Annotated in this window: 19 protein-coding genes and 1 pseudogene; 9 read left to right on the plus strand and 11 right to left on the minus strand. The window is 66.9% G+C overall.

What is annotated here, in order from left to right; all coding sequences use genetic code 11:
• Nucleotides 1-36: 36 nt before the first annotated feature.
• The 4 genes from GSQ87_RS18840 (at nt 37) to GSQ87_RS18855 (ending at nt 4,671) form a co-directional block, all read left to right on the plus strand.
• A complete protein-coding gene (locus GSQ87_RS18840; protein WP_158917111.1) occupies nt 37-1,278 on the plus strand; it encodes an alpha-hydroxy acid oxidase in 1,242 nt (413 codons plus the stop codon).
• Nucleotides 1,279-1,330: 52 nt separating this feature from the next.
• Nucleotides 1,331-2,491: an acetylornithine deacetylase gene (gene argE, locus GSQ87_RS18845; RefSeq protein ID WP_158917113.1), complete on the plus strand. Its 1,161-nt coding sequence runs from the start codon at nt 1,331-1,333 to the stop codon at nt 2,489-2,491.
• A gap of 8 nt (nt 2,492-2,499) precedes the next feature.
• Complete coding sequence (locus tag GSQ87_RS18850; RefSeq protein ID WP_158917115.1) at nt 2,500-3,798, plus strand: MFS transporter; 1,299 nt, start codon at nt 2,500-2,502, stop codon at nt 3,796-3,798.
• 108 nt (nt 3,799-3,906) lie between these two features.
• A complete protein-coding gene (locus tag GSQ87_RS18855) occupies nt 3,907-4,671 on the plus strand; it encodes a VOC family protein (protein WP_158917117.1) in 765 nt (254 codons plus the stop codon).
• 691 nt (nt 4,672-5,362) lie between these two features.
• Here GSQ87_RS18855 and GSQ87_RS18860 read toward each other — a convergent pair.
• From GSQ87_RS18860 to GSQ87_RS18870, 3 genes are read right to left on the minus strand one after another with little or no spacing between them, the layout of a single operon-like run.
• Nucleotides 5,363-5,953: an NADPH-dependent FMN reductase gene (locus GSQ87_RS18860; protein WP_158917119.1), complete on the minus strand. Its 591-nt coding sequence runs from the start codon at nt 5,951-5,953 to the stop codon at nt 5,363-5,365.
• A gap of 5 nt (nt 5,954-5,958) precedes the next feature.
• Entirely contained in the window at nt 5,959-7,140 is a 1,182-nt protein-coding gene (locus GSQ87_RS18865) for a M48 family metalloprotease (protein ID WP_254063087.1), read from the minus strand.
• Entirely contained in the window at nt 7,137-8,129 is a 993-nt protein-coding gene (locus GSQ87_RS18870) for a D-2-hydroxyacid dehydrogenase family protein (RefSeq protein ID WP_158917121.1), read from the minus strand. The genes GSQ87_RS18865 and GSQ87_RS18870 overlap by 4 nt, the downstream gene beginning before the upstream one ends.
• A gap of 344 nt (nt 8,130-8,473) precedes the next feature.
• Here GSQ87_RS18870 and GSQ87_RS18875 point away from each other — a divergent pair, with 344 nt between their 5' ends.
• Complete coding sequence (locus GSQ87_RS18875) at nt 8,474-10,291, plus strand: glycoside hydrolase family 15 protein (protein ID WP_158917123.1); 1,818 nt, start codon at nt 8,474-8,476, stop codon at nt 10,289-10,291.
• A gap of 12 nt (nt 10,292-10,303) precedes the next feature.
• On the opposite strand, the gene GSQ87_RS18880 is transcribed toward GSQ87_RS18875, so the two are convergent.
• Nucleotides 10,304-11,224 (minus strand): VOC family protein, encoded by a 921-nt coding sequence (locus tag GSQ87_RS18880; protein WP_158917125.1) that lies wholly within the window; start codon nt 11,222-11,224, stop codon nt 10,304-10,306.
• Between the two features lie 16 nt (nt 11,225-11,240).
• The gene (locus tag GSQ87_RS18885) at nt 11,241-11,834 is read right to left on the minus strand and encodes a bacterioferritin (RefSeq protein WP_158917127.1); all 594 of its coding nucleotides are present in this window, start codon (nt 11,832-11,834) and stop codon (nt 11,241-11,243) included.
• 44 nt (nt 11,835-11,878) lie between these two features.
• Here GSQ87_RS18885 and GSQ87_RS18890 point away from each other — a divergent pair, with 44 nt between their 5' ends.
• The 3 genes from GSQ87_RS18890 to glpK are packed head-to-tail and all read left to right on the plus strand — an operon-like array spanning nt 11,879 to nt 15,127.
• Nucleotides 11,879-12,091 carry a hypothetical protein gene (locus tag GSQ87_RS18890; RefSeq protein ID WP_158917129.1) on the plus strand — a complete coding sequence of 71 codons (213 nt, stop codon included), beginning with the start codon at nt 11,879-11,881 and terminating at the stop codon, nt 12,089-12,091.
• Nucleotides 12,084-13,637: a glycerol-3-phosphate dehydrogenase gene (locus GSQ87_RS18895; RefSeq protein WP_254063088.1), complete on the plus strand. Its 1,554-nt coding sequence runs from the start codon at nt 12,084-12,086 to the stop codon at nt 13,635-13,637. The genes GSQ87_RS18890 and GSQ87_RS18895 overlap by 8 nt, the downstream gene beginning before the upstream one ends.
• Nucleotides 13,634-15,127, plus strand: a complete 1,494-nt coding sequence (glpK, locus tag GSQ87_RS18900) for a glycerol kinase GlpK (RefSeq protein WP_254063089.1) — start codon at nt 13,634-13,636, stop codon at nt 15,125-15,127. Before GSQ87_RS18895 ends, glpK begins: the two co-directional genes overlap by 4 nt.
• Nucleotides 15,128-15,146: 19 nt before the next feature.
• Here the strand turns inward: glpK and GSQ87_RS18905 are convergent, their stop codons facing one another.
• The 5 genes from GSQ87_RS18905 to GSQ87_RS18925 all read right to left on the minus strand — a co-directional run bounded on the left by GSQ87_RS18905 (nt 15,147) and on the right by GSQ87_RS18925 (nt 18,952).
• Nucleotides 15,147-16,115, minus strand: coding sequence for a Gfo/Idh/MocA family protein (locus GSQ87_RS18905; RefSeq protein WP_158917131.1), 969 nt, complete (start codon nt 16,113-16,115; stop codon nt 15,147-15,149).
• 42 nt (nt 16,116-16,157) lie between these two features.
• Nucleotides 16,158-16,829, minus strand: coding sequence for a DUF1345 domain-containing protein (locus tag GSQ87_RS18910; RefSeq protein ID WP_216839388.1), 672 nt, complete (start codon nt 16,827-16,829; stop codon nt 16,158-16,160).
• 34 nt (nt 16,830-16,863) lie between these two features.
• A complete protein-coding gene (locus GSQ87_RS18915) occupies nt 16,864-17,682 on the minus strand; it encodes a hypothetical protein (protein ID WP_158917133.1) in 819 nt (272 codons plus the stop codon).
• Between the two features lie 501 nt (nt 17,683-18,183).
• Nucleotides 18,184-18,555 carry a hypothetical protein gene (locus GSQ87_RS18920; RefSeq protein WP_158917135.1) on the minus strand — a complete coding sequence of 124 codons (372 nt, stop codon included), beginning with the start codon at nt 18,553-18,555 and terminating at the stop codon, nt 18,184-18,186.
• Nucleotides 18,556-18,631: 76 nt separating this feature from the next.
• Entirely contained in the window at nt 18,632-18,952 is a 321-nt protein-coding gene (locus GSQ87_RS18925; RefSeq protein WP_158917137.1) for a hypothetical protein, read from the minus strand.
• A gap of 214 nt (nt 18,953-19,166) precedes the next feature.
• Here GSQ87_RS18925 and GSQ87_RS18930 point away from each other — a divergent pair, with 214 nt between their 5' ends.
• Nucleotides 19,167-21,452 carry a response regulator gene (locus GSQ87_RS18930; RefSeq protein ID WP_158917139.1) on the plus strand — a complete coding sequence of 762 codons (2,286 nt, stop codon included), beginning with the start codon at nt 19,167-19,169 and terminating at the stop codon, nt 21,450-21,452.
• A 138-nt stretch (nt 21,453-21,590) separates the two neighbouring features.
• Here GSQ87_RS18930 and GSQ87_RS22555 read toward each other — a convergent pair.
• Nucleotides 21,591-21,791 (minus strand): annotated as a pseudogene (locus tag GSQ87_RS22555) (histidine kinase); the annotation flags it as partial.

Genomic DNA, 21,791 nt, shown 5'->3' on the forward strand with positions numbered 1-21,791 from the left:
CGCATGGTCAATACAGCGCGTCGGCGGGGGAGAGCGATGCAGTCCTTGTCCGGTCGCCGCTACACCTCGTCCAATGATGTCGGGCGCGCCATGTCGATCGACGAATTGCGCGCCCAGGCCCGGCGCCGGCTCCCGCGTTTCGTGTTCGAATACCTGGATGGCGGGGCGGAGGACGAGGTCACGCTGCGGCGCAATCGCGAGGTGTTCGAGCAGCTGCAATTTTTGCCCCGCACCCTGGTCGCGGCCGGCGCCGTGGACATGAGCACCCAGATTTTCGGCCGACCGACGGCCTCGCCGATGATGATCGCTCCGGTCGGCTTCTGCGGTCTGCTGACCCGAGACGGCGACCTGGCGATGGCGCGGGCGGCGGCGGCGTTCGGGATGGCGTTCGTGCAGAGCACCGTCTCCAACACCCGGCTGGAGACGGTGGCCGAGATCGAGGGGCTGCGGCGCTGGATGCAGCTCTATGTCTTCCGCTCGCGCGACTCGATGGAGACCCTGGTGCGGCGGGCCGAGGTGGCGGGATGCGAGGCGCTGGTGGTCACCACCGACGCCACGGTGTTCGGCAACCGTGAGTGGGACCGCCGCAACTATCGGGTCGGCACCGATCCGAGCCTGCGCAACAAGATCGAGACCCTTCGCCATCCGCGCTGGCTGCGTGAGGTGGCGCTTCCCGGCGTGCCGCCGTTCGCCAACCTGCTGGATATGATCCCGCCGGAACAACGCACCCTGGCCGGATCGGCCACCTGGACGCGCTACGAGGTCGATCCGAACCTGGACTGGGCGCGTCTCGCCTGGCTGCGCTCGATCTGGCGCGGCCGGCTGGTGATCAAGGGCGTGCTGTCGGTGGAGGACGCCGCCCGCGCGCGCGATGTCGGGGCCGACGGGATCGTGCTGACCAACCATGGCGGCCGCCAGCTCGATGGGGTGGTGTCGCCGATGACGGTGCTGCCGGAGATCGCCGCGCGTTTTTCCGGCGACCTGACCATCCTGATCGACAGCGGTTTCCGGCGTGGGACCGACGTGGTCAAGGCGTTGGCGCTTGGCGCGCACGCGGTGCTGATCGGCCGCGCGGCCGCCTATGGCCTGGCGGCGGGCGGGGAGGCGGGAGCGTCGCGCGCGCTGACCATCCTGCACGACGAGGTGCGCCGCACCTTGGCGCTGCTGGGCCGGCCGACGCTCGCCCAACTCGGTCCCGACTGCATCCTCCAGATGCGCGAACGCCGTTTCGAAGAGCAGATCGACGGCGAACAGGTCGGCTCCGAAAAACAACTTTAAACCTAAAGGGAATGGCGCCAGTCTGCGTCTAAGCAGCAGCGAGGATCGCACCATGGACGCCCCATCCAAGGAGACGGTGGACGATCTGAGTTCGCTGATCGGCTTCGACACTACCTCGCGCAACTCCAACCTGGCCCTGATCGACTGGGCGGCGGAACGGCTGGAGGGCCTGGGCGCGACCCTGCGCTACGACTTCAACGACGAGAAATCCAAGGCCAACCTGTTCGCCACCTTCGGGACGGGCGAGGGCGGTGTGGTGCTGTCGGGCCATACCGACGTGGTGCCGGTCGACGGCCAAGCCTGGAGCACCGATCCCTTCCACGCCGACGTGCGCGACGACCGTCTGTACGGCCGTGGCGCCTGCGATATGAAGGCCTTCATCGGCGTGGTGCTGGCCAAGGCGCCGATCTTCGCCGCCGCCAATCTGCGCGAACCGATCCATGTCGCCCTGACCTATGACGAGGAGCAGGGCTGCCTGGGCGTGCCGGGCTTGATCGCCGACATCCAACGCGCCGGCATCCATCCCACCGGCTGCATCGTCGGCGAGCCCACCGACATGCGGGTGATCGCCGCGCACAAGGGCGGGCGCATCTATCGCTGCCACGTGCACGGGGTGGCGGCCCACTCCTCGCTGACGCCCCGCGGGGTCAACGCCATCGAGTACGCGGCCAAGCTGATCTCGCACATCCAGGACCTGGCCGACCACGAGGAGAGCAAGGGCGCGCGGCAGGACGGCTTCGACGTGCCGTTCTCCACCATCTCGACCAACGTGATCTCCGGCGGCAACGGCAAGAACATCGTGCCGGCGGCGTGCGAGTTCTTCTTTGATTACCGTTTCCTGCCAGGCCTTTCGCCGGACCACTTCATCAGCTCGATCCAGGCCTATGCCGACAAGGAATTGCTGCCGCGGATGAAGGCCAGGAGCGCCAAGGCCGGCATCGACTTCGAGTGCATCGGCCGCATCCCGCCGCTCGACACCCAGGACAGCGACGAGATCCTGAAGCTGGCGCTTGCCCTCTCCGGCGACAACAGTCCGGGCAAGGTGGCTTACGGCACCGAGGCGCCCTTCTTCGCCGAGATCGGCATTCCCAGCGTGATCTGCGGTCCCGGCAGCATCGAGCAGGCCCACAAGCCGGACGAGTACGTCTCGCTGGAGCAACTGGCGATCTGCGAACGCTTCATCGACCGGCTGGTCGGCCGGCTCTCCCACTGATCGCCGGCATGGGGTTCGCCGCGCCGCAGATCGACGAGAACGGGCTCTACCGCCGCATCGGCTGGCGGCTGATGCCGCTGTTGTTCATCAGTTATGTCATCTCCTACATCGACCGGGTCAATGTAGGCTTCGCCAAGCTGCAGATGCTCGACGACCTGCATTTCAGCGCGGTGGTCTACGGCCTGGGCGCCGGGATCTTCTTCGTCGGCTTCATCCTGTTCGAAATTCCCAGCAACCTGCTTCTTTATCGTCTGGGCGCGAGGCGCTGGCTGGCCAGCCTGATGGTGGTCTGGGGCGCGCTGTCGATGCTGATGCTGTTCATCCGCACGCCCACCTCCTTCTACGCCTTCCGCTTCCTGCTAGGCATGGCCGAGTCCGGCTTCGTGCCGGGAGCCATGTACTATCTGACCCAGTGGTATCCCGCTCATCGCCAGGGGCGGGTGTTCTCGCTGCTGATCACCGGCGCTTCGGCGGGCGGGATTGTGGTCGGGCCGCTGTCGGGCTGGATCATGGGCGCTTTCCAGCACGCGGGCGGCCTGCGGAACTGGCAGTGGCTGTTCCTGCTGCAGGGCGCGCCGGCCGTGGTCATGGGGCTGGTGCTGCTGAACCGCCTGGTCGAGACGCCCCAGCAAGCCGACTGGCTGACTGTGCCCGAGAAGGAGCACATCGCCACCCTGCTCGCGGTCCCGGCCAAGCATCAGGTGCGGCGCGGCGACGTGCTGGCCGCCTTCACCACCGCGCGGGTCTGGTTGCTGGGCGCGGCGCTGATGGCGGCGAACCTGGGCATCTATGCGGGGGTGTTCTGGCTGCCGAGCACGATCAAGGCGGCCGGCGTCTCCAGCTTCTCCACCATCGGCCTGATCTCGACCATCCCCTATGCGGGATCGGCGCTGGCCATGTGGGCCCTGGGCCGTAGCTCCGACCTGCGCCACGAGCGGCGATGGCACTGCCTGATCGGCATGCTGATCGCCTCGGGCGGCTTGCTGATCCAGGCCTGGTCGGGCGGGGCGTCGATGATCGCGGTCGGCGGCCTGGTGATCTCCATCTCCTTCTTCATCGGCGTCACCCCGCTGATCTGGGCCCAGGCGGGCGAGCTGATCGTCGGGCGGGCGGCGGCGGCGGGGTTCGCCTTCATGAACGTGTTCGCCGGCTCGGCCGGGTTCCTGGCCTCCTACGCGATGGGCGCGGCCCAGCAGGCGTTCGGCGACACGTCGGGCGTGTCCTATGTGCTGGCGGTGGTGGCGGTCGGCGGCGGGCTGATCTTCCTGGCCGTTCGCAGCGGGCTTCCGGCGCGCCAGCCGGTCTGAGCCTCCCGCCAGACTTCAGCGTTTATTGACGTACGCGCGCCGCACATCCGTGGCAGACTTCGGTGTCGCCGGCCCGATCGGCGAACTCGAACACCGAGGGAGGCCCCCATGCCCGGCTCCGCATTCTGCTGGTACGAACTTCTCACCTCCGATGTCGCGGCGGCCGAGGCCTTCTACGGCCAGGTGATCGGCTGGGGCGCCCAGGCGATGGGCACAGAGACGCCCTATACCCTGTTCACCGCCGACGCGGTTCCGGTGGCGGGACTTATGACCCTTCCCCAGGAGGCGCGCGATATGGGCGCCCGGCCGAGCTGGATCGGCTACATCGCCGTCGACGATGTCGACGCCATCGCCATCGAGATCGCCAAGAGGGGCGGCCAGGTGCATCGGGCGGCGGAGGACATCGCCAATGTCGGCCGTTTCGCCGTGGTCGCCGACCCGCAGGGGGCGAGCTTCGTGCTGTTCAAGGCCGCGCCGGGCTCCACGCCCACGCCGGACAAGCCCGAGACGCCCGGCTATCCGTCCTGGCGTGAGCTGATGGCGGGGGACCTGGATACGGCCTTCGCTTTCTACGCCGACCTGTTCGGCTGGACCAAGGACCAGGCCGTCGACATGGGCGCGATGGGCGTCTACCAGCTGTTCGCCGCCGACGGTAAGACGCACGGCGGCATGATGACCAAGCCGCCGGTCGTGCCCGCGCCGTTCTGGACCTTCTACTTCACCGTCGAGAGCATCGAAGCGGCGGTGGCGCGGGTGAAGGACGCCGGCGGCCAGATCGTCAACGGCCCGCACCAGGTGCCGGGCGGCAGCTGGATTGTCCAGGGGCTCGACCCCCAGGGAGTTCTGTTCGCCCTGACCAGCGGGAACGCTTAGGAATGTAACGCTGAGCCGGGAGGGGTTGCTTTCGGGTGTGGAAGGGATGGCGGGTTTCGACCCGTTGCCGACCTTGCGGTGAGATTGTAGAATCTTGCTCGTCAATCAGCGCGCGAGGCGAAGTGGAAGTGACTAATGATAGCCTTCACAGGTTTGCAAGGTTGCAAGGCTGGCTTGCAGCGCTGTCGGCATCGGTAGGGCTCCTGACTTGTGGGGCTGCATCCGCAATGCCCGGCGATAAGATCAGCATCTACTCTGGGGGTCTTGGTTTTCGCCTTCAGGCAATTATTGATTTGGACGCTGGGCAGGTTCTCAGACAAAGCGCTCCTCTGGGGGTTAAGCAGCTCAGTCAAAGCGAGAAGCAACAACTTATCACTCTTGCGCGTACCGCTATTCGAGAAGGATTAGAGACAACAGCCTGCAGAGATCGAGATAAACAAGATCCCAAAAAGCCGCCTATCCTAAGAATCCCGCCGCCACCGCCTTTTGACGGGGGCTCGTCGCTCGACGTAGTAGTGGACGGCAGGAGCGCCGGTGAGCCAATGGAAGCGCAATGTCGTAATTCAACCTACGAACAGCTCTGGAATGCAGCCTTTCAATCCGCGCAACCGAAATAACCTAGAGGAGATTTAGTCCGAGTTCCACCCGGAGCCGACGTCCAAAACGTCCGCTTGCCGGAACTAAGCGCCCCTCAATACGGCGGAGCCTGCCGCGCGCGCTGGGCCTTGGCGGCTTCGGTCCACCAGGCGAGGTCGTCGGCGAAGCGGGGGAAGGTGTGGTCGAGCGCCTTGCCGGCGTCTCCGGTCGGTTCTGCCGCCTCGTTCAGCGCCTGCGAGATCGGCCCCACCGTCAGCGTGCTGGAGATCACCACCATGCCCATCTCCGACAGGGTCCCATGCCACGCCGTGTTGGACCGCGCGCCCGCGAGCCGTCCGGCGGAGTAGCTGGCGATGGCGGCGGGCCGCCAGAACCACTCCTCGAGGAAATGGTCGGTCAGGTTCTTGAGACCGGGCTGCATGCCCCAATTGTATTCGCCGACCACGAAGACGAAGGCGTCGGCGCCCCGGATCTTGGCGGCGAGCGCCTCCATGGCCGGCGGCGCCGAACCCGGCGCATGCTCCTTGTACATCCGGTCGAGCATGGGCAGGCCGACCGCCTTGGCGTCGATCAACTCGGCGTCGTCGCCGCGCGCGCGAAGGCCGGCCACGATATAGTCGGCCAGGCGGATGCCCATCCGGTCGATGCGGTAGGACCCGTAGAAGACCAGGATACGGTCGGCCATTGTGCTTATCCAGCTCCGCCCATGTGCGCCGCTTTCCAGTCCATGGCCTTGCGCACGCGATGCTCCACGCTCGGGTGGTCGTAGAAGATGAGCTCTTCCATGTCGGATGGCGAGGAGGCGCGATACTCGATGGTTTTCACCAGCGCCTTGGCCAGGCCGTCGGGTTCGTTGGCGTGCTGGAGCGAGAAGCTGTCGGCGTCCGCCTCCTCCAACCGGGTTATGGTGTTCAGCAGCGGCGTGGACAGCAGCGACAGGGTGGCGAAGATCACGGCGATCACCGGCAGGCCCGCCGGGTCGGCGACGCCGCCCACGTCCGCGCCCAGCAGGTTGGCCGCATAGGGGAACAGGCGGTCGGTGAGCCAGAAGGCCGCCGCCGCCAGCAGGCTGAACACCAGCACGGTCCAGATCAGGTGGCCGCGCTTGTAGTGGCCCATCTCGTGGCCGACCACGCCGCGCACCTCGGCGATGTCGGCGCCCTTGGCGAACATGGTGTCGCTCATGGCCACCCGCGCCGTCCCGCCGATGCCCGAGACGTTGGCGGTGTAGCGGTTGGACTGCTTGGAGCCGTTGTAGATGTAGATCTTGTCGTAGGGCACGCCCGCCTGCTTGGCCAAGGCCACCACCGCGTCGCGCACGGGCCCGTTCGGCGCCGGCGTATAGGTGTTGAACAGGGGCTCGATGAACACCGGGCCGATAGCGAACATGAACACGATGGCGCAGACCGCCAGGCCGCTGGCCCAGGCCCACCACGTCCTCGGCGCACAGCGGATCAGGGCGTAGAGCAGGGTCAGGAACAGGACGACGAACAACAACGAGACGGCGAAGCCTGTCGCCTGCTCGGCCAGCCATCCCGACAGGGCTTGGCTGGTGAGGCCGTACTGCTTTTCCCGCCACCAATGGGCGTAGGCCTCCCAGGGCAGCTCCAGCACGAAGTCGAAGACCAGGAACAGGGCGCCGGTCGCGGCGCTGGCCCAGACGCGATGCGGGCGCTTTCTCTCGATCGCCTCCCCGGCGCGGGCGAGTAGCCGACTGCGGACGATGATGAAGGCGGCGGCGACTGTGACCAGCCACCCCCACAGCAGAAGCCAGTGGCCGCCCTGGGTGTAGGCGGTCGCCTTCGCGTGCGCTGCGGCCGACAGTGTCGCCATGTAGGCGGCTGTCGCCGCCGCCGGATCGAAACTCGTCACATCGCTGCTCCGCCAAGGGGGGCGTTGAGCACGCGGATCGGCTTTCCGTCCGCGAACGCGATCACCGCCTCGGCCGTATCGCCATAGAAGGCCCGCATGGTCTCGCGAGTGAAGTAGCCCAGATGGGGTGTCAGGGTGGCGTTGGGCAGGGTGCGGAACGGATGGTCGTCGGGTAGGGGCTCATGGTCGAACACGTCCAGGCCCGCGCCGGCGATACGGTTCTCGCGCAGCGCGGCGATCAGGTCCGCTTCCTCCACGATCGGGCCGCGCGAGGTGTTGATCAAATAGGCCTCGGGTTTCATCAGCCCGAATTCGCGGGCGGCGACGAGGCCGCGGGAGCGGTCGCTGAGCTTCAGGTGGATCGAGATCACGTCGGCCTGTTGGAACAGTTCGTCCTTCTCCACCCGGCGGACGCCCACCGCCTCTGCGTCTTCCGCCTTCAGGTTCTGGCTCCAGGCGATCACGTCCATGCCGAAGGCCTGGGCGTACTGCGCCATCCGCTTGCCGATGCGCCCCAGGCCCAGCAGACCCAGGGTTCGACCGTGCAGGATCAGGCCGACGGTGCTCTGCCAGCCGCCCGAGCGCATGTGGTGATGCTCCTCGCCGATGTGGCGCACGGTCGCCAGCATCAGGCCCCAGGTCAGCTCGGGCGTGGCGTTGAAGGTGCGGGCGCGCTCGGCCTCGGAGGTCCTGGAACCGCAGACGGTCACCCCGTGCTCGCTTGCCGCCGCCATGTTGAGATTGGGCAGGCTGTCGCCGATGATGGTGATCAGCTTCAGGTTCGGCAGGTGCTCAAGCAGGCTGGCAGGCAAGGACATGCGCTCGCGGATGGTGCAGATCACGTCGAAGGGCTGTAGCGCGTCGGCCGCCTCGGCGGCGTCGAGGTGATGGTCGAACACGGTGATCTCGGCGCGCCCCTGCAAAGGCGACCAGTCCGCCGCCTCCAGGGCCAGACCCACATAATCGTCCAGGAGCGCGATCTTGAGCATGTGGGGGCCTATCTCGAAGCGACGTAGGGGTGGGAGGAGGCTAGCGGGTTTCTTATCAGGACCGCCAGTCCGGAGATGGCCGAAGGGTGTGGTCGCTGACGCCTGACCGACGGCGACGTCGTAGTTGAGCAGCTTCCAGGGTGCTGAATGGCAGGAACAGCCCCACCCTCAGACAGCGGACGAGCAGGGTGGCGATGATGGCGGTCACGGCGTTTCCGCGGCGCAAAGCGCGCCAACGTGGCGGCAACGCGTGCGGGGGGAAGCGCGTTGCGGTCGAGCTTCCCGAGCTGGACCCACATTCAAATTGCCGCTGACCTCGAAACGACTAGGAAGTCCGACTCCGAATGACGCGCCTGATCGAAGACTACGCCGTTATCGGCAACTGCGAGACCATGGCCCTGGTCGGGCGCGACGGGTCGATCGACTGGTTGTGCCTGCCCCGGTTCGACAGCGCGAGCTGCTTCTCCGCCCTGCTCGACGGGCCCGACAAGGGACGCTGGCTGATCGGGGCGGAAGCGCCCGATGCGCGGGTCAGCCGCCGCTACCAGGACGACACCCTGATCCTGGAAACCACCTGGGAGACCGCCGAGGGTGCGGTCAGCGTCACCGACTTCATGGGCCGCCGCGAAGGCGTGTCGGATGTGATCCGGGTCGTGCGCGGTCTGCGCGGCAGGGTGGCGATGCGTACGGAACTGATCGTGCGGTTCGAATACGGGACGACCACGCCATGGGCGGCCCGGCACGAGAACGGGACCTTGGGTTTCGGCGCGGGGCCGGACCGGCTGATCCTCGACGCGCCTGTCCGCCTGCACGGCGAGGACCAGAGCACGGTCGGGCGGTTCGAGGTCTCGGCAGGGGAGGAGCTCGGCTTCACGCTCAGCTGGACCCCGTCCTATCGCGCCGCTCCGGAGCCGCTGGTCGCCACTGAGGCCCTGGCGCGCAACCAGGCCTTCTGGGCCAAATGGACGGCGCAGTTCAAGCCGGCGGGCGAGTGGTCGTCGGCGGTGCTGCGCTCCCTGATCACCCTCAAGGGGCTGGCGCATTGGGAGACCGGCGGGATCGTCGCCGCGGCCACCACCTCCCTGCCGGAGAAGATCGGCGGCCCGCGCAACTGGGACTATCGCTACTGTTGGTTGCGCGACGCGACCTTCACCCTTTACGCCCTGATCAGCGCCGGCTTCCAGGAGGAGGCGCTGGCCTGGCGGCAGTGGCTGCTGCGCGCGGTGGCCGGCAACCCCGACGATCTGCAGATCATGTACGGCGTCGCCGGCGAACGGCGGCTGGAGGAACGGGAGCTGGCGAACCTGGCCGGCTTCGAGAACTCCGCGCCGGTGCGGATCGGCAACGCGGCGGCGGGTCAGGTCCAGCTCGACGTCTATGGCGAGGTGCTCGACGCCTTCTACGTCGCGCGCAAGGCGGGTATGGGCGACGACGCGGCGAGCTGGGCGCTGGAGACCGCGCTGCTCACCCACCTGGAGGCGATCTGGGATCAGCCGGACGACGGCATCTGGGAGGTGCGGGGCGGCCGCAAGCACTTCACCCATTCCAAGGTCATGGCCTGGGTCGCCTTTGATCGCGCCGTCCGTTCGATCGAGGAGTTCGGCATGGAGGGGCCGCTGGAACGGTGGCGCCGGCTGGCCCAGGACATCCACGCCCAGGTCTGCGAGGAGGGCTTCGACGCCGACCGCAACACCTTCGTCCAGTCCTATGGATCGACCGCCCTGGATGCGAGCCTGCTGCTGATCCCGATGGTCGGTTTCTTGCCGCCCTCCGATCCGCGTGTCGTGGGCACGCTGGCCGCGATCGAGGGCGACCTGCTGCGCGACGGCCTGGTGCTCCGCTACGATACCGAGAACCGAACCGACGGCCTGCCACCGGGCGAGGGCTCGTTCCTGGCCTGCAGTTTCTGGCTGGCGGACAACTACATCTTGCAGGATCGCTATGACGACGCCGAGGCGCTGTTCAAACGGCTGCTGGCCATGCGCAATGATGTTGGCCTGCTGGCGGAAGAATACGACGTGCAGGCGAAGCGCCAACTGGGCAACTTCCCCCAGGCGTTCTCTCACCTGGCCCTGGTCAATACGGCGCACAACCTGACCGCTGCACGGGGCCCCGTCCACCTCAGGTCCAGCGACGGGGCTAATCCGGCGGACTCGAGATAAGTCGCAGAAATATCAGCTGACGAGTTCGATCAAATGATCGTCTGGATCGCGAACGAGAAGGTTTCGAGAGCCGTTACGCTCGACAAGTCCTTTGGAGACGATCGGGACGTCACTGCGAAAGAGACGGTCTGATATTACACCCAGGTCGTCGACCGACATGACCAGTCGCGTTGCGCCGATGTCGTTCGGGGCGAGTGGGGCCCGGACGGCGGCCGGCGCTGGCGCACGATAATGCAGGAGCTCGATATGGGGGCCCGGCTCGCTTGAATAGAGCGCCAAGATATCGACTTCTGCGCCGTCGAGCCCATCCAAGCGATCTTGCTCGACACCGACGTTGAGGAAGCGTTCTCCTAAACTCATCCCGAGCAAGCCACAGTAGAAGGCGAGGCTTGCATTGAGGTCTCGGACGGCGATCGCCGAATGATCGATGCGCAGGAAGTTGGGCGATGGCGCCTTAGCGTGCTCATCCGGGTCTGGAATTTTGGTCGGCAGGTAGGAGAGTTCGAGCGGATTGCCGTCGGGATCGCGGAACTTGTAGGCGGTGACGGAGCCCGTGCTCGGCGGCAGAAGCTGTGGACCACCCCTGGATATCGCCTGCGGGTCTTGCGTGCTCAGTTGTCGGTAGGCCGGCGCCATGTCGGCGACGATGATCGCGAAATGCTGGAACCAGGGATCGTTGGCGGCGCGCGGCGTTGGGTACGGCTGTCCCGGCGGCTCGAACTGAAGCAGTTCGACGAATTGCTCGCCCAGGCGAAGCACCGCCGCGTCAGCCTGGACCGCGGGAATACCGAGCAGCTCGGTGAAGGCTTCGCTCCGCCTGGTTTTCCGCGTGACGAGCTGAAAACCGAGCCCGTGACTATAGAAGTCGAGCGCCCGTTCCAGGTCGGCGACCGCCAAGCCTATCCGCTCTATGCGCATAACCTTGGCGGCCACAGGCTGATCTCCGAGTTCAGTTTCGCGGTAGCATAGGCTTTCCCTCATGCGCGACCAGCAGGTCGTGCATGTCGTCGGTGTGCTCTTCCTCGACCACCAGGATACCTTCCAGCATCACCCGCGTCGCCGGATCGTCGTCGCCGAAATAGCGGATCAGTTCACGATAGTGGTCCACCGCGATCCGCTCGGCGATCAGGTTCTCCTTGATCATGTCGATCAGGTTCTCACCCTCGGCGTACTGCGAGGCGGAACGGCTGGTCAGGCCCTCCGGATTGAAGTTGGGTGTGCCGCCGAGCTGGTTGATGCGCTCGGCCACGGCCATCATGTGTTCCTGTTCTTCGCGGGCGTGCTCGGCGAATTCCGCCTTGACCGAGTCGCTGGAGATGCCGCTCGCGGCGATGGAATGCATGGTGTAGCGCAGTACGCAGACGATCTCGGTCGCCAGCACCGACTGCAGGATGTCGATGGTCTTCTCCACATCGCCTTCGTAGGTTGAGGTGATATTGCCCGTGTCCAGGTTCTGGCGCGCCCGATCGCGGAGCGTCTTGACGTCGGTCAGGAAGGGTTTCGACGCGGGCTTGGCGGGCTTTTCTGCGGTTTGGGTCGACACGGGGCGTTCTCCTGCTTTCCGGCCGTAACGCTTCGGAGCGTGGCGTGATCCCGCAGGTTCGGGTTCTTCTCAACCGAAGCGCTGGCCGCGGTGGTCAAAATCTGTTCGCTGGCGGTGGCGGGCTACAGTCTGTCGCGCGGGGGAGCGATCCGCTCTTCTTCCTGTCGATCGCCTGGGCTTATCTGTTGGCGCTGGTCCGAAACCAGTCGCCGCCGCGTCTGCGCGCATTCGACGAAGGGGAGGTCGCGCTTGCCTGATCTGCACGAGACGCCGGTCGACCTACTGGTGATCGGCGGCGGGGTGAACGGATGCGGGATTGCGCGCGACGCGGCCGGGCGCGGCCTGTCCGTCACGCTGGGCGAGATGGGCGACCTGGCTTCCGCCACCTCATCGGCCAGCACCAAGCTGATCCACGGCGGGCTGCGCTACCTGGAGCACTACGAGTTCCGGCTGGTGCGCGAGTCGCTGACCGAGCGTGAGGTGCTGTTGGCCGCCGCCCCGCACATCATCCGCCCGTTGCGCTTCGTGCTGCCCCATCACAGCGGGCTGCGGCCGGCGTGGGTGCTGCGGCTCGGCCTGTTCCTCTACGACCATATCGGCGGTCGCCGCACCCTGCCGCCGACGCGGGTATTGGACCTGAGGCGCGGGGCCGAGGGCGCGCCGCTGAAGGCCGCGTACAGGCGAGGTTTCGCCTATTCCGACGCCTGGACCGACGACGCGCGCATGGTGGTGCTGGCGGCCCTGGACGCAGCCGAGCGCGGGGCGCGCATCCTGACCCGCACCCGCCTAGTGTCCGCTCGGCGCGAGGGCGCGGTGTGGCGCGCCACGCTCGAGCACGCGGACGGTGGCCAGGAGACGGTGACGGCGCGCGCGATCGTCAACGCGGCCGGCCCCTGGGTCGAACAGGTCGTCCGTCTGCTGGGCGTGAACAAACCCGCCCGGTCGGTCAAACTGGTCAAGGGCAGCCACATCGTGCTGCCGCGCCTGTACGAGGGCGAGCACGCCTACACGCTGCAGGGCGGTGACGGGCGCGTCGTCTTCGCCATCCCTTATGAGGGCCGCTACACCCTGGTCGGCACCACCGACGTGCCGGTGGAGGGCGAGCCCGGCCCGGTCGAGGCGACAGGCGAGGAGATCGCCTATCTGTGCCGCACGCTGGGCGACTACTTCACCCGCGAGGTCACGCCGGACCAGGTGGCGTGGAGCTACGCCGGGCTCCGCCCCCTGCACGAGGACGGCCATGAGAACGCCTCGGCGGTGACGCGCGACTACGTGCTGGACCTGGATGCGCCGCAGGGCTCAGCGCCGGCGCTGTCTGTCTATGGCGGCAAGATCACCACCTTCCGGAGGTTGGCTGAGCACGCGATGGAGCTGCTCAAGCCGGCGCTTGGTTTCCGCCCCGGCCCCTGGACCCGCACCGCCCCGTTGCCGGGCGGGGACCTGTCGGCGGGGTTCGCCGCCTTTCGCGATCGGATGGCGGCCCATTATTCTTGGCTGGCGGAGCCGACGCTCACGCGCCTGTGCCGCGCCTACGGCTCGCGCCTCGACCGGGTGCTGGGCGAGGCCGCAAGCTGGGCGGAAATGGGCGAGGATTTCGGCGCCGGCCTCACCGTGCGCGAGGTCGCCTACCTCAAGCGCATCGAGTGGGCGCGCACGCCCGAGGACGTGCTGTGGCGGCGCACCAAGATCGGCCTGCACATGACGCCTGACCAACGTAGCGCGTTCACGTCCGTCTTCGCCTCGATGGGTGAGGATGGACGGACTGATCGGCGAATGACCGGGCGAGACGGACTGGAGGCATGACGGGCATGGCTGGCGGCGGACTTGTCATGGCCCTGGACCAGGGCACCACCAGCAGCCGCGCCCTGGTGTTCGACGCGGCCGCCGAGGTCGTGGCTGTCGCCCAGGCGGAGTTTCCTCAGCGCTATCCGAGCGAAGGCTGGGTCGAGCACGATCCGGAGGCGATCTGGTCCACCACGCTATCCACCGCCCGCGAGGCCATGCAGGCCGGCGAACGCTCGGGCGGGGTCGTCTCCGCCATCGGCGTCACCAATCAGCGTGAGACCACCCTGGTCTGGGACCGCCGCAGCGGCCAGCCGATCTACAACGCCATCGTCTGGCAGGACCGCCGCACCGCCGCTATCTGCCGCCAGCTGGAAACCGACGGGATGCTGGACGAGGTCCGCTCGCGCAGCGGCCTGCTGCTCGATCCCTATTTCTCCGCCACCAAGGCGGCCTGGATACTGGACCATGTCGAGGGCGCGCGTGGCCTGGCCCGGGCGGGGCGGCTGGCGTTTGGGACGGTGGACAGTTTCCTGCTCTGGCGGCTGACCGGCGGACGCACTCACGCCACCGACGCTACCAACGCCAGCCGCACCAACCTCTATGACATTCATCGGGGCGAGTGGTCCGACGAGCTGTGCCGCATCTTCCGCGTGCCAATGGAGATGCTGCCCGAGGTGCGCGATTGCTCCGGCGATTTCGGCGAAACCGCGCCCGAGCTGTTCGGGCGCGCCATTCCCGTCCTGGGCATGATCGGCGACCAGCAAGCGGCGGGCGTCGGTCAGTGCGGTTTTGAGGCGGGCGACGTCAAGACCACCTTTGGCACCGGCGGCTTCATGGTGGTCAACACCGGCGATCGGCCGGTGATGTCCAACCATCGCCTGCTGACCACGATCGCTTACCAGCTGGATGGACGGGCGACCTACGCCCTGGAGGGCTCGATCTTCGTCGCCGGCGCGGCGGTGCAGTGGCTGCGCGACGGGCTCGGCGTGATCAACGCCGCCGCCGAGACCGAGGGCTTGGCGCGCGGTCTGAAAAGCAATGGCGGGGTCTATCTGGTGCCGGCCTTCACCGGCCTGGGCGCGCCGCACTGGGACCCCGGGGCGCGGGGCGTCATCGTCGGCCTGACCCGCGCGACCGGGCGGGCGGAGCTGGCGCGCGCGGCGCTGGAGGCGGCCTGCTACCAGACCCACGACCTGTTCGCGGCTGTCGCCAACGATGGTGTCTCGCTCAACGCCTTGAAGGTGGACGGAGGCATGGCGGCCAACGACTGGATGCTCCAGTTCCTGGCCGACCTGATGGACCTTGCCGTGGAACGCCCGGCCGAGCTGGAGACCACCGCCTTGGGCGCGGCCTATATGGCGGGGCGTCGATCGGGCCTGTATGGCGACCTCGCCGAGTTCGCCGGGCTGCGTCGCAAGCACACCCGTTTCGAGCCCCAGATGCCGAACTCGGAACGGGAGCGGCTGCTGGCCGGTTGGCGCAAGGCCGTGGCCCGCACCCTGCTGTAGCGTCGGGAAGTTCCGGGGCTTATCCCACCGGCATGCCGACATGGCGCCGCATCGCGTCGATGATCGTCATGTTGGCGACGGCGTCCTCGCCTCCGGTGAGCGGCTCGGCCTCGCCGGCCATCACCGCGACCACGTGGGCGAGCTGGGCGTCGTAGGTGCTGGGGCCTTCGGCCGTCTCAACGTGTTCGCCACGCGCGGTGGACAGGGTCAGCTTGCCCCCGTTTTGGGGGGCCACGAAGGCGTCCAGGCGCAGCGTCCCGCGCCGACCCTCGACGGTGATCCAGTCGCGCCGCTCGCCCGCCATTGACGAGCGGAGACGGGCCGGGAGCCCGCCCGCAAACATCAGCTCGGCGTCCATCGTCACGTCCACGCCGTCCTGCAGCTCGGCGGTCGCCGATTTCAGCTCCGGCTCCTGGCCGAGCAGGGTCCTTAGCGCGTGGAGGGGATAGCAGCCGAGGTCCATCATGCCGCCGCCGCCCTGGGCGGGGTCCCAGCGCAGGGCGCCCGGATATCGGGGGATCTGGGCCTCGAACAGGCTTTCGGCGCCGACCAGCGGGCCGAGGGGGCCGTCGCGCACGATCTCCAAGGCGCGTTCGAACATCGAATGGAAGCGGTAGTGGAACGCCTCTAGGGCCGGGCGCCCGGCCTCGCCCGCCGCCGTGGCGATGGCCTGCGCCTGCTCGGCGTTCATCGCGAACGGCTTTTCGACCAGCAGCGCCTTACCGGCCCGCAGCGCGGCCAGACAGGTCTCCAGATGGCCGGCCGGGGGCAGGGCGCAATAGATAAGATCGACGTCGTCGCGCAGCGCCAGGTCCGTATAGCCCTCGACCGCCGCCGCGATGCCGTGCTCGTGGGCATACGCCTGCGCGATGGCTCCATCACGGGCGGCGATGGCCGAGATGATCACGTCGCCGTGTCGGTTCGCCGGACCGATGATGGCCTTGGGCGCGATGCGGGAGGCGCCGAGAAGGCCTATTCTTAGCGTCATGCGGGGCGCTCCAGCGGGCGAGGGGATGGGGTTGTGACCGCCTTAAAAGAGGCCGGCCACCAGATTGATCGTAAGCGCCAGGACCACCGTGTTGAAGACGAAGGCGATCACTCCGTGCACCGTGCCGATCCGGCGGAGCGTCTTGCTGGTGAACCCGATGTCGGCGGTTTGGGACGCTACGCCGATCACGATGGCGAAGTGCAGGAAGTCCCAATAGTCGGGGCACTCGTCCGCCGGAAAGGCCAGGCCGCCTCGCACGCCGCCCAACTCGTCGGCGGCGGGCGAATAATATTCATGGGCGTAGTGCAGGGCGAAGATCAGCTGCACCACGAACCACGAGAGCGCCACGGTCAGAAACGCCAACCCGATCCGGACCGTCTTCTCGAAGCCGTGCAACGACTTCGCCAGCGACAGCTCGATGCCGATGGCCCCGATGCTGACGGCCGCCGCCGCGAGCACGAGCGCCAGGATCAGCCCCTTTCCCTCGTCCTGGGCCGCCGCCCGACGACGGATTTCCTCCGGCGAACGTCCGGCCATCGCGATCAGGTTGGATGCGACCAGGGCGATACAGCCGCTGTCCCAGCCGATCAGGCCGCGGGAATAGGCGCTCCAGGGATGGGGGAAAACGCCAAGGAGCAGGCCCACGCCCACGCCGAAGAGCATGGACGCGGCCAGGCGGGGGCGAGCGGCGATGATGCGTATCGGGCCGATCACGGGTCTGTCGCTCCTTGAGCGGGAGCCGGCCCGCCTATCCTGAGGCTGCTTCTACAGGTTGCGCCGTGGAATGCGACTGGGCGCCGCGAAATCTAGCCTCGGTGGATTGAATCCTGGTCCACAGGTCTTCGAGTTGGCTGGTCAAGGAGTATTGCCGATAGGTCTTGAATTCCTGAGCCGCGAGCTGGGCCTTGGGAAACAACTCGCAGTAACGTTTCCAGATGGGGCTGGCGTCTCGCAGTCGCTTTTGCCATTCCGTTGGCGGGTCCCAAAGATCGGTGTCGGCCAGGGCGGTCTTGCAGCGGATCATGTCCGGAAGCAGGATGTACAAGTACAGGAACTTGGGGGTGGCCATCTCGGCGAACCGGGGGTTCACCTTCATGTGCCAGGCCCGGAAGGCTTGGCGAAAGGCGTCCTGGTGCTGCGGCTCGGCCGAAAACCAATTGATGTCTCCAAGTAGGGCCGACGCCACATCGGACTGCTTCACGAGTTCGTCCGGCTGACGCCCCGCATTCAATGCGGCGGCTATGCTCGAGAACGGCACGCCGAGGGACGTCGATAGCTTGGCCACCTCGACAGGCTGGCCCGAGATCATGGTCCATTGCGAATAGGTCGTTTCGGGCGAGGGCGGAGGTGGGGGCGCCGCAGGCCGCTTGGCGCCCTTGTGTTCCCACCTGCTGTCGTCGCCATAGGCGCGCTCCCCCAGGGTCGCGGCCAGGCGATAGTGCTCCCCTGGACAGGGGCCTACGCTGAGGAGGAAACTGCGGAAGTCTCGCCACACATCCGGAAATTTGGCGTTTCGATCAAATACGATCCGGCGATGCTCCGCCGACTCGAGCTTGAAATCGATCATAAGAAGGCGGAGTTTGGCGCGGCCGATCCTTTCTTGCCATCCCGGAGGAAAATCCGGAGCGGCTTTAGCGGATACGGATGTAGCGCTGCGCGTGCGGTCGTCAGACGTATGTGGGGATCGGACGGGGCTGGCGCTGCTACGGCTCATCGTCTGACTTTGCTTCCGGCGAAAGCGGCCAGCACGCGGCCTAGGGCGCAGACCGTGCGCCTGACCCCGACATTATAATCTGTCGCATCCTAATAGTTTCTATACAAACCTTCAATTTGGATAACGACCGTTAAGGTTGTTTTGCGGTTTCGCAACTAATAGGCGCGTCCAGGATGCATCTGTCTTTGATCGCGTTTGCGGTCGAGCTGCGTCTGCGTATGCCATAATTGCGTGGCGACATTGGGCAAGCCTTCCATGATCGGGTTGCACTTTCGGCGTGGCGCCCGGAAATGGGGTCTGCTCAAGCTTCGAGGATACCGATCCAGCCGATCTCCGAAGCTTGAGACAGCGGCCTCACGCCAGATCGTGCGTGTAGACGACGGTCTTCAGCAATCGCGCATTGGTGGGGTTCGGATAGGCCTTGAACGTCACGCGCTGGTCCGGGCGGATGACCAGTTGCACGCTCTGGATCGATTGCAGGTGGGTTTCCGCGGCGGCGGGGCCGGACGTCCCATGGGCGCGGGCGCCGGCGACCTCGATCACCGTCTCCAGGGTCGCGCCGTCGGCTGTGGCCACAGCCACGGTAGAGACCACCACCCGAACGGTGGTGTCCTTGGTCCGTTCGATCCAGGTCTCCGCCCCATCCGTGCCGGAGGCGACCAGCAGGCCGCCTTGCGGGATCGACAGGAAGCTGTCGTCGTCTTCGTTGAGCTTGAAATGGGCCATGGGCGCCTCGCGGTTTGAAGTCCCGAGCCAAACGCGCCGGAACGCCTGCCGCTCCCGCCCTTTTGCGCGGTTGCGCTTATTGGGGGGAGGCAGACGTGCGGGGGTGGGCTTCGCGCCAGGCCCGCATCTTGGCCGTGGCGTCCTGGCAGCCCTGACTGAACTGGGCTTGGTGGGCTGTCATGCACTGGCGCCGCGCCGTCCGGTCCTGACCCGCATCGCCGCAAAAGGTCTTCATGTCGGCGGCGCACGCCTCTCGCATCTCTCCCATCCCGGCCCCGCGGCGGTGCTCGCCGGCGGCTGGAACCTGGTCTGTGGATTGAGCTGGAGCGGCCGGCTGGGCGTACGCCGCGCCGGCCAGGAACAACCCAGCGAGGGCGAGGAGGGCGGCTCGGGTCATCATCATCTCCGGCGAGGGGGTGTCCGCGCCGACTCTGCACGCTCTGTCGGGCCCGATGATGTCGATGCTGAAACCGAACGTCTGTGCGGCCCGCACGTTGAGCAACGGTGTGAAAGGCGGTTCGCCAGTAGCCAGTAGTATGTCGCTAAGATGCAATGTGAGAAGGTAAATCCATGAGTGGGGTCACGGGTTAGATGGCCAGATGGGAGGTGCTGTGACGCAGGCGATTTCGCCCGGCCGCCCGGTGAGGCGTTCCCAGCCCTCATCCCTGCGCTTTCGTCTGACCGTGCTCACTGTCGGGCTGATCGCGGTCCTGCTGGCGATTTCGATCGCCCTAATCGCCGGCCTGCTCACCGTCCAACGCCGCGCGAGTGAAAAGCAGCTGCTGGCGACGGCGCGGGCCTTGTCGACGGCCGTGGACGGACGCGTGCTCGCCGCACAGGCGATGCTGCTGGCGCTGGCGACATCAGACTCGCTGCATGGCGGCGACCTCGCGGAGTTCGACCAGCGCGCGCGCAAGTTGGCCGCCGGCCGCGACCAATGGTTTGTCCTCTACACGCCGGACGGCCATCAGCTCGTCAACACCGCCTTTCCTGTGGGCACGCCGCTGATCAACGCGTCCTATCCCGCCTTGCGCGCCCGTCTGGACGCGGCGCTCGCGCAGGGCTCGGCGGTTTCCGGCCTGCACTATATCCGCCGTGAACGCTTGCCCCTGGTGTCGGTGGAGCGGGCGGTCACCGACGGCCGGGGACGCCGCCTGATCCTGACCATGGCCATTTCGCCCCGCGTCATCGAGCAGGTGTTCACGGCCCAGGACCTGCCCAAGGGTTGGAACGCCTCGCTGGTCGATGCGTCCGGTCTGATCATCGCGCGCAACGACGGTTCCGACAGGTTCGTCGGACACCGGGTCACGCCGCGCGCCAGCCAGGCCATGGCGTCCGCCGAGCAGGCGGTGATCAAGAGCACGAGCGCGTCGGGAAGACCGACGCTGCTGGCCTTCACGCGGTCCCATTCGACCAACTGGTTCCTGCTCGTGGGGCTTCCCCAAGGCGAGGCGGCCCTGCCGCCCGACAGGTGGGTGGCCCTGGTCGCGGGCCTTTCGGTCGCTTTGCTCTTCGTCGGGGCCCTTTGGGTCGTGATCACGATGCGCCAGGTCAGCGCCAGCCTGCGGATTCTGACGGACGCTGCGCTTCGGGTCGGCCACGGCCAAGCTGTGGCCGAGGTGGAGACCGGTATGGCCGAAACGGACGCCGTCGCGCTCGTGCTGGTCGAGGCTTCGACCCGGCTGCGCCTGCGCGACGCCCAGCTTCGTGAGTCGGCGGCCGACCTTGAGCGGCGGGTCGAGCAAAGGTCGGCGGAGTTGGAGGCCACGCACCTCCAGCTCGCCCACGCCCAGAAGCTGGAGGCGATCGGCCGACTGACCGGTGGCGTCGCCCACGACTTCAACAACCTGCTGACGGGCGTGATGGGCAATCTGGAGCTTCTGCAACGCCGGCTCGGCGACAGCCCGTTCCAGAAATACGTGATCAACGCCCGCCAGGCCGCTGAGCGGGGCGCCAAGCTTACGGGGCAATTGCTAGCGTTTTCCCGGCGGCAACGTCTGGAGCCGCGTCCGGTCGATCTCGCGCGGCAGCTCGAGGAGATCCAGCCGCTGCTGTTGAGCGCCCTGGGATCGAACGGCCGGCTGTGCATCCGCGCGGGCGAAGACCCGATCACAGCGATCGTGGACCCGGTTCAACTGGAACTGGCGGTGCTCAATCTCGTCATCAACGCCCGCGATGCGATGGAGGGCGGGGGAGATGTGACCCTGCAGCTGTCGCGGGTGGAGGTGGTCGATCCCCCCACGCGTGACGAGGAGCCCGCGCCGGGGCGATATGCGTTGGTGTCGGTCAGCGACACCGGCAGCGGCATGGCGCCGGAAATCCTGGACCACGTGCTGGAGCCCTTCTTCACCACCAAGCCGGTCGGCCATGGCTCCGGGCTGGGCCTGTCCCAGGTGGCCGGTTTCGCCAAGCAATCCGAAGGCGGGGTCCGGCTGTCGAGCGCGCCAGGGGCCGGGACGACGGTCTGGGTCTATCTTCCGATGACCGAGATGTCGGCGCCGGCGAAGGTTGCAGTCTCCGCGCCGACCGCCGGCGATCTTCGCCAGAAGGCGATTCTCGTGATCGACGACGATGCGGCGGTTCGCGACGTCGCCGCCTCCATGCTGGTCGACGCCGGGTGCCGGGTGACGGTCGCCGAATCCGGCGAGGAGGGTCTGGCGCGGGTGAGGAAGGCGGGGGAGGCGATAGATCTGGTCCTGGTCGATTTCGCCATGCCGGGCATGAATGGCGCCGAAGTCGCCGCGATCATCCACCAAGCCAATCCGATGTTCCCGATCGTGATGATGACCGGATATATAGATCAGGCTGAAATTCGCAGGACCTGGTCGGGCGCCGTCTTGAACAAGCCCTTTGACGAGACGCACCTGCGCAAGATGATTTCAGACGCCCTGTCGTGATTCTCTGTAAAATCGGCTTCCCGGAAGATGTCGACGGCGTGCATCACCAGGACCGCCTCGTCGTCCACGACGAGGATGATCGGCTTGAGGTTTAGGTCTGGGGCCATTGACCCCTAGCGGCCGTCGGTAGGTTTAAGCTTAAGGTTCCTGAATTGAGATCAGCTTCGATCTTGTCGTCCAGCGAACCCCGGTGGGAAGATAATCTATATGGCTGCCGCCCTCTGGATTTCCGGCCAAGCTCGATTGGATGAGGCGGGAGCCGAAACCTTTGCGAGAAGGCGGGGCGACCGGCGGCCCGCCGCTCTCTGTCCAGGTTAGTTCAAACACGGCCTCATCCGG

Origin of the sequence: Caulobacter sp. S45 (assembly GCF_009765965.1) — a bacterium.
Classification (GTDB): domain Bacteria; phylum Pseudomonadota; class Alphaproteobacteria; order Caulobacterales; family Caulobacteraceae; genus CAHJWH01.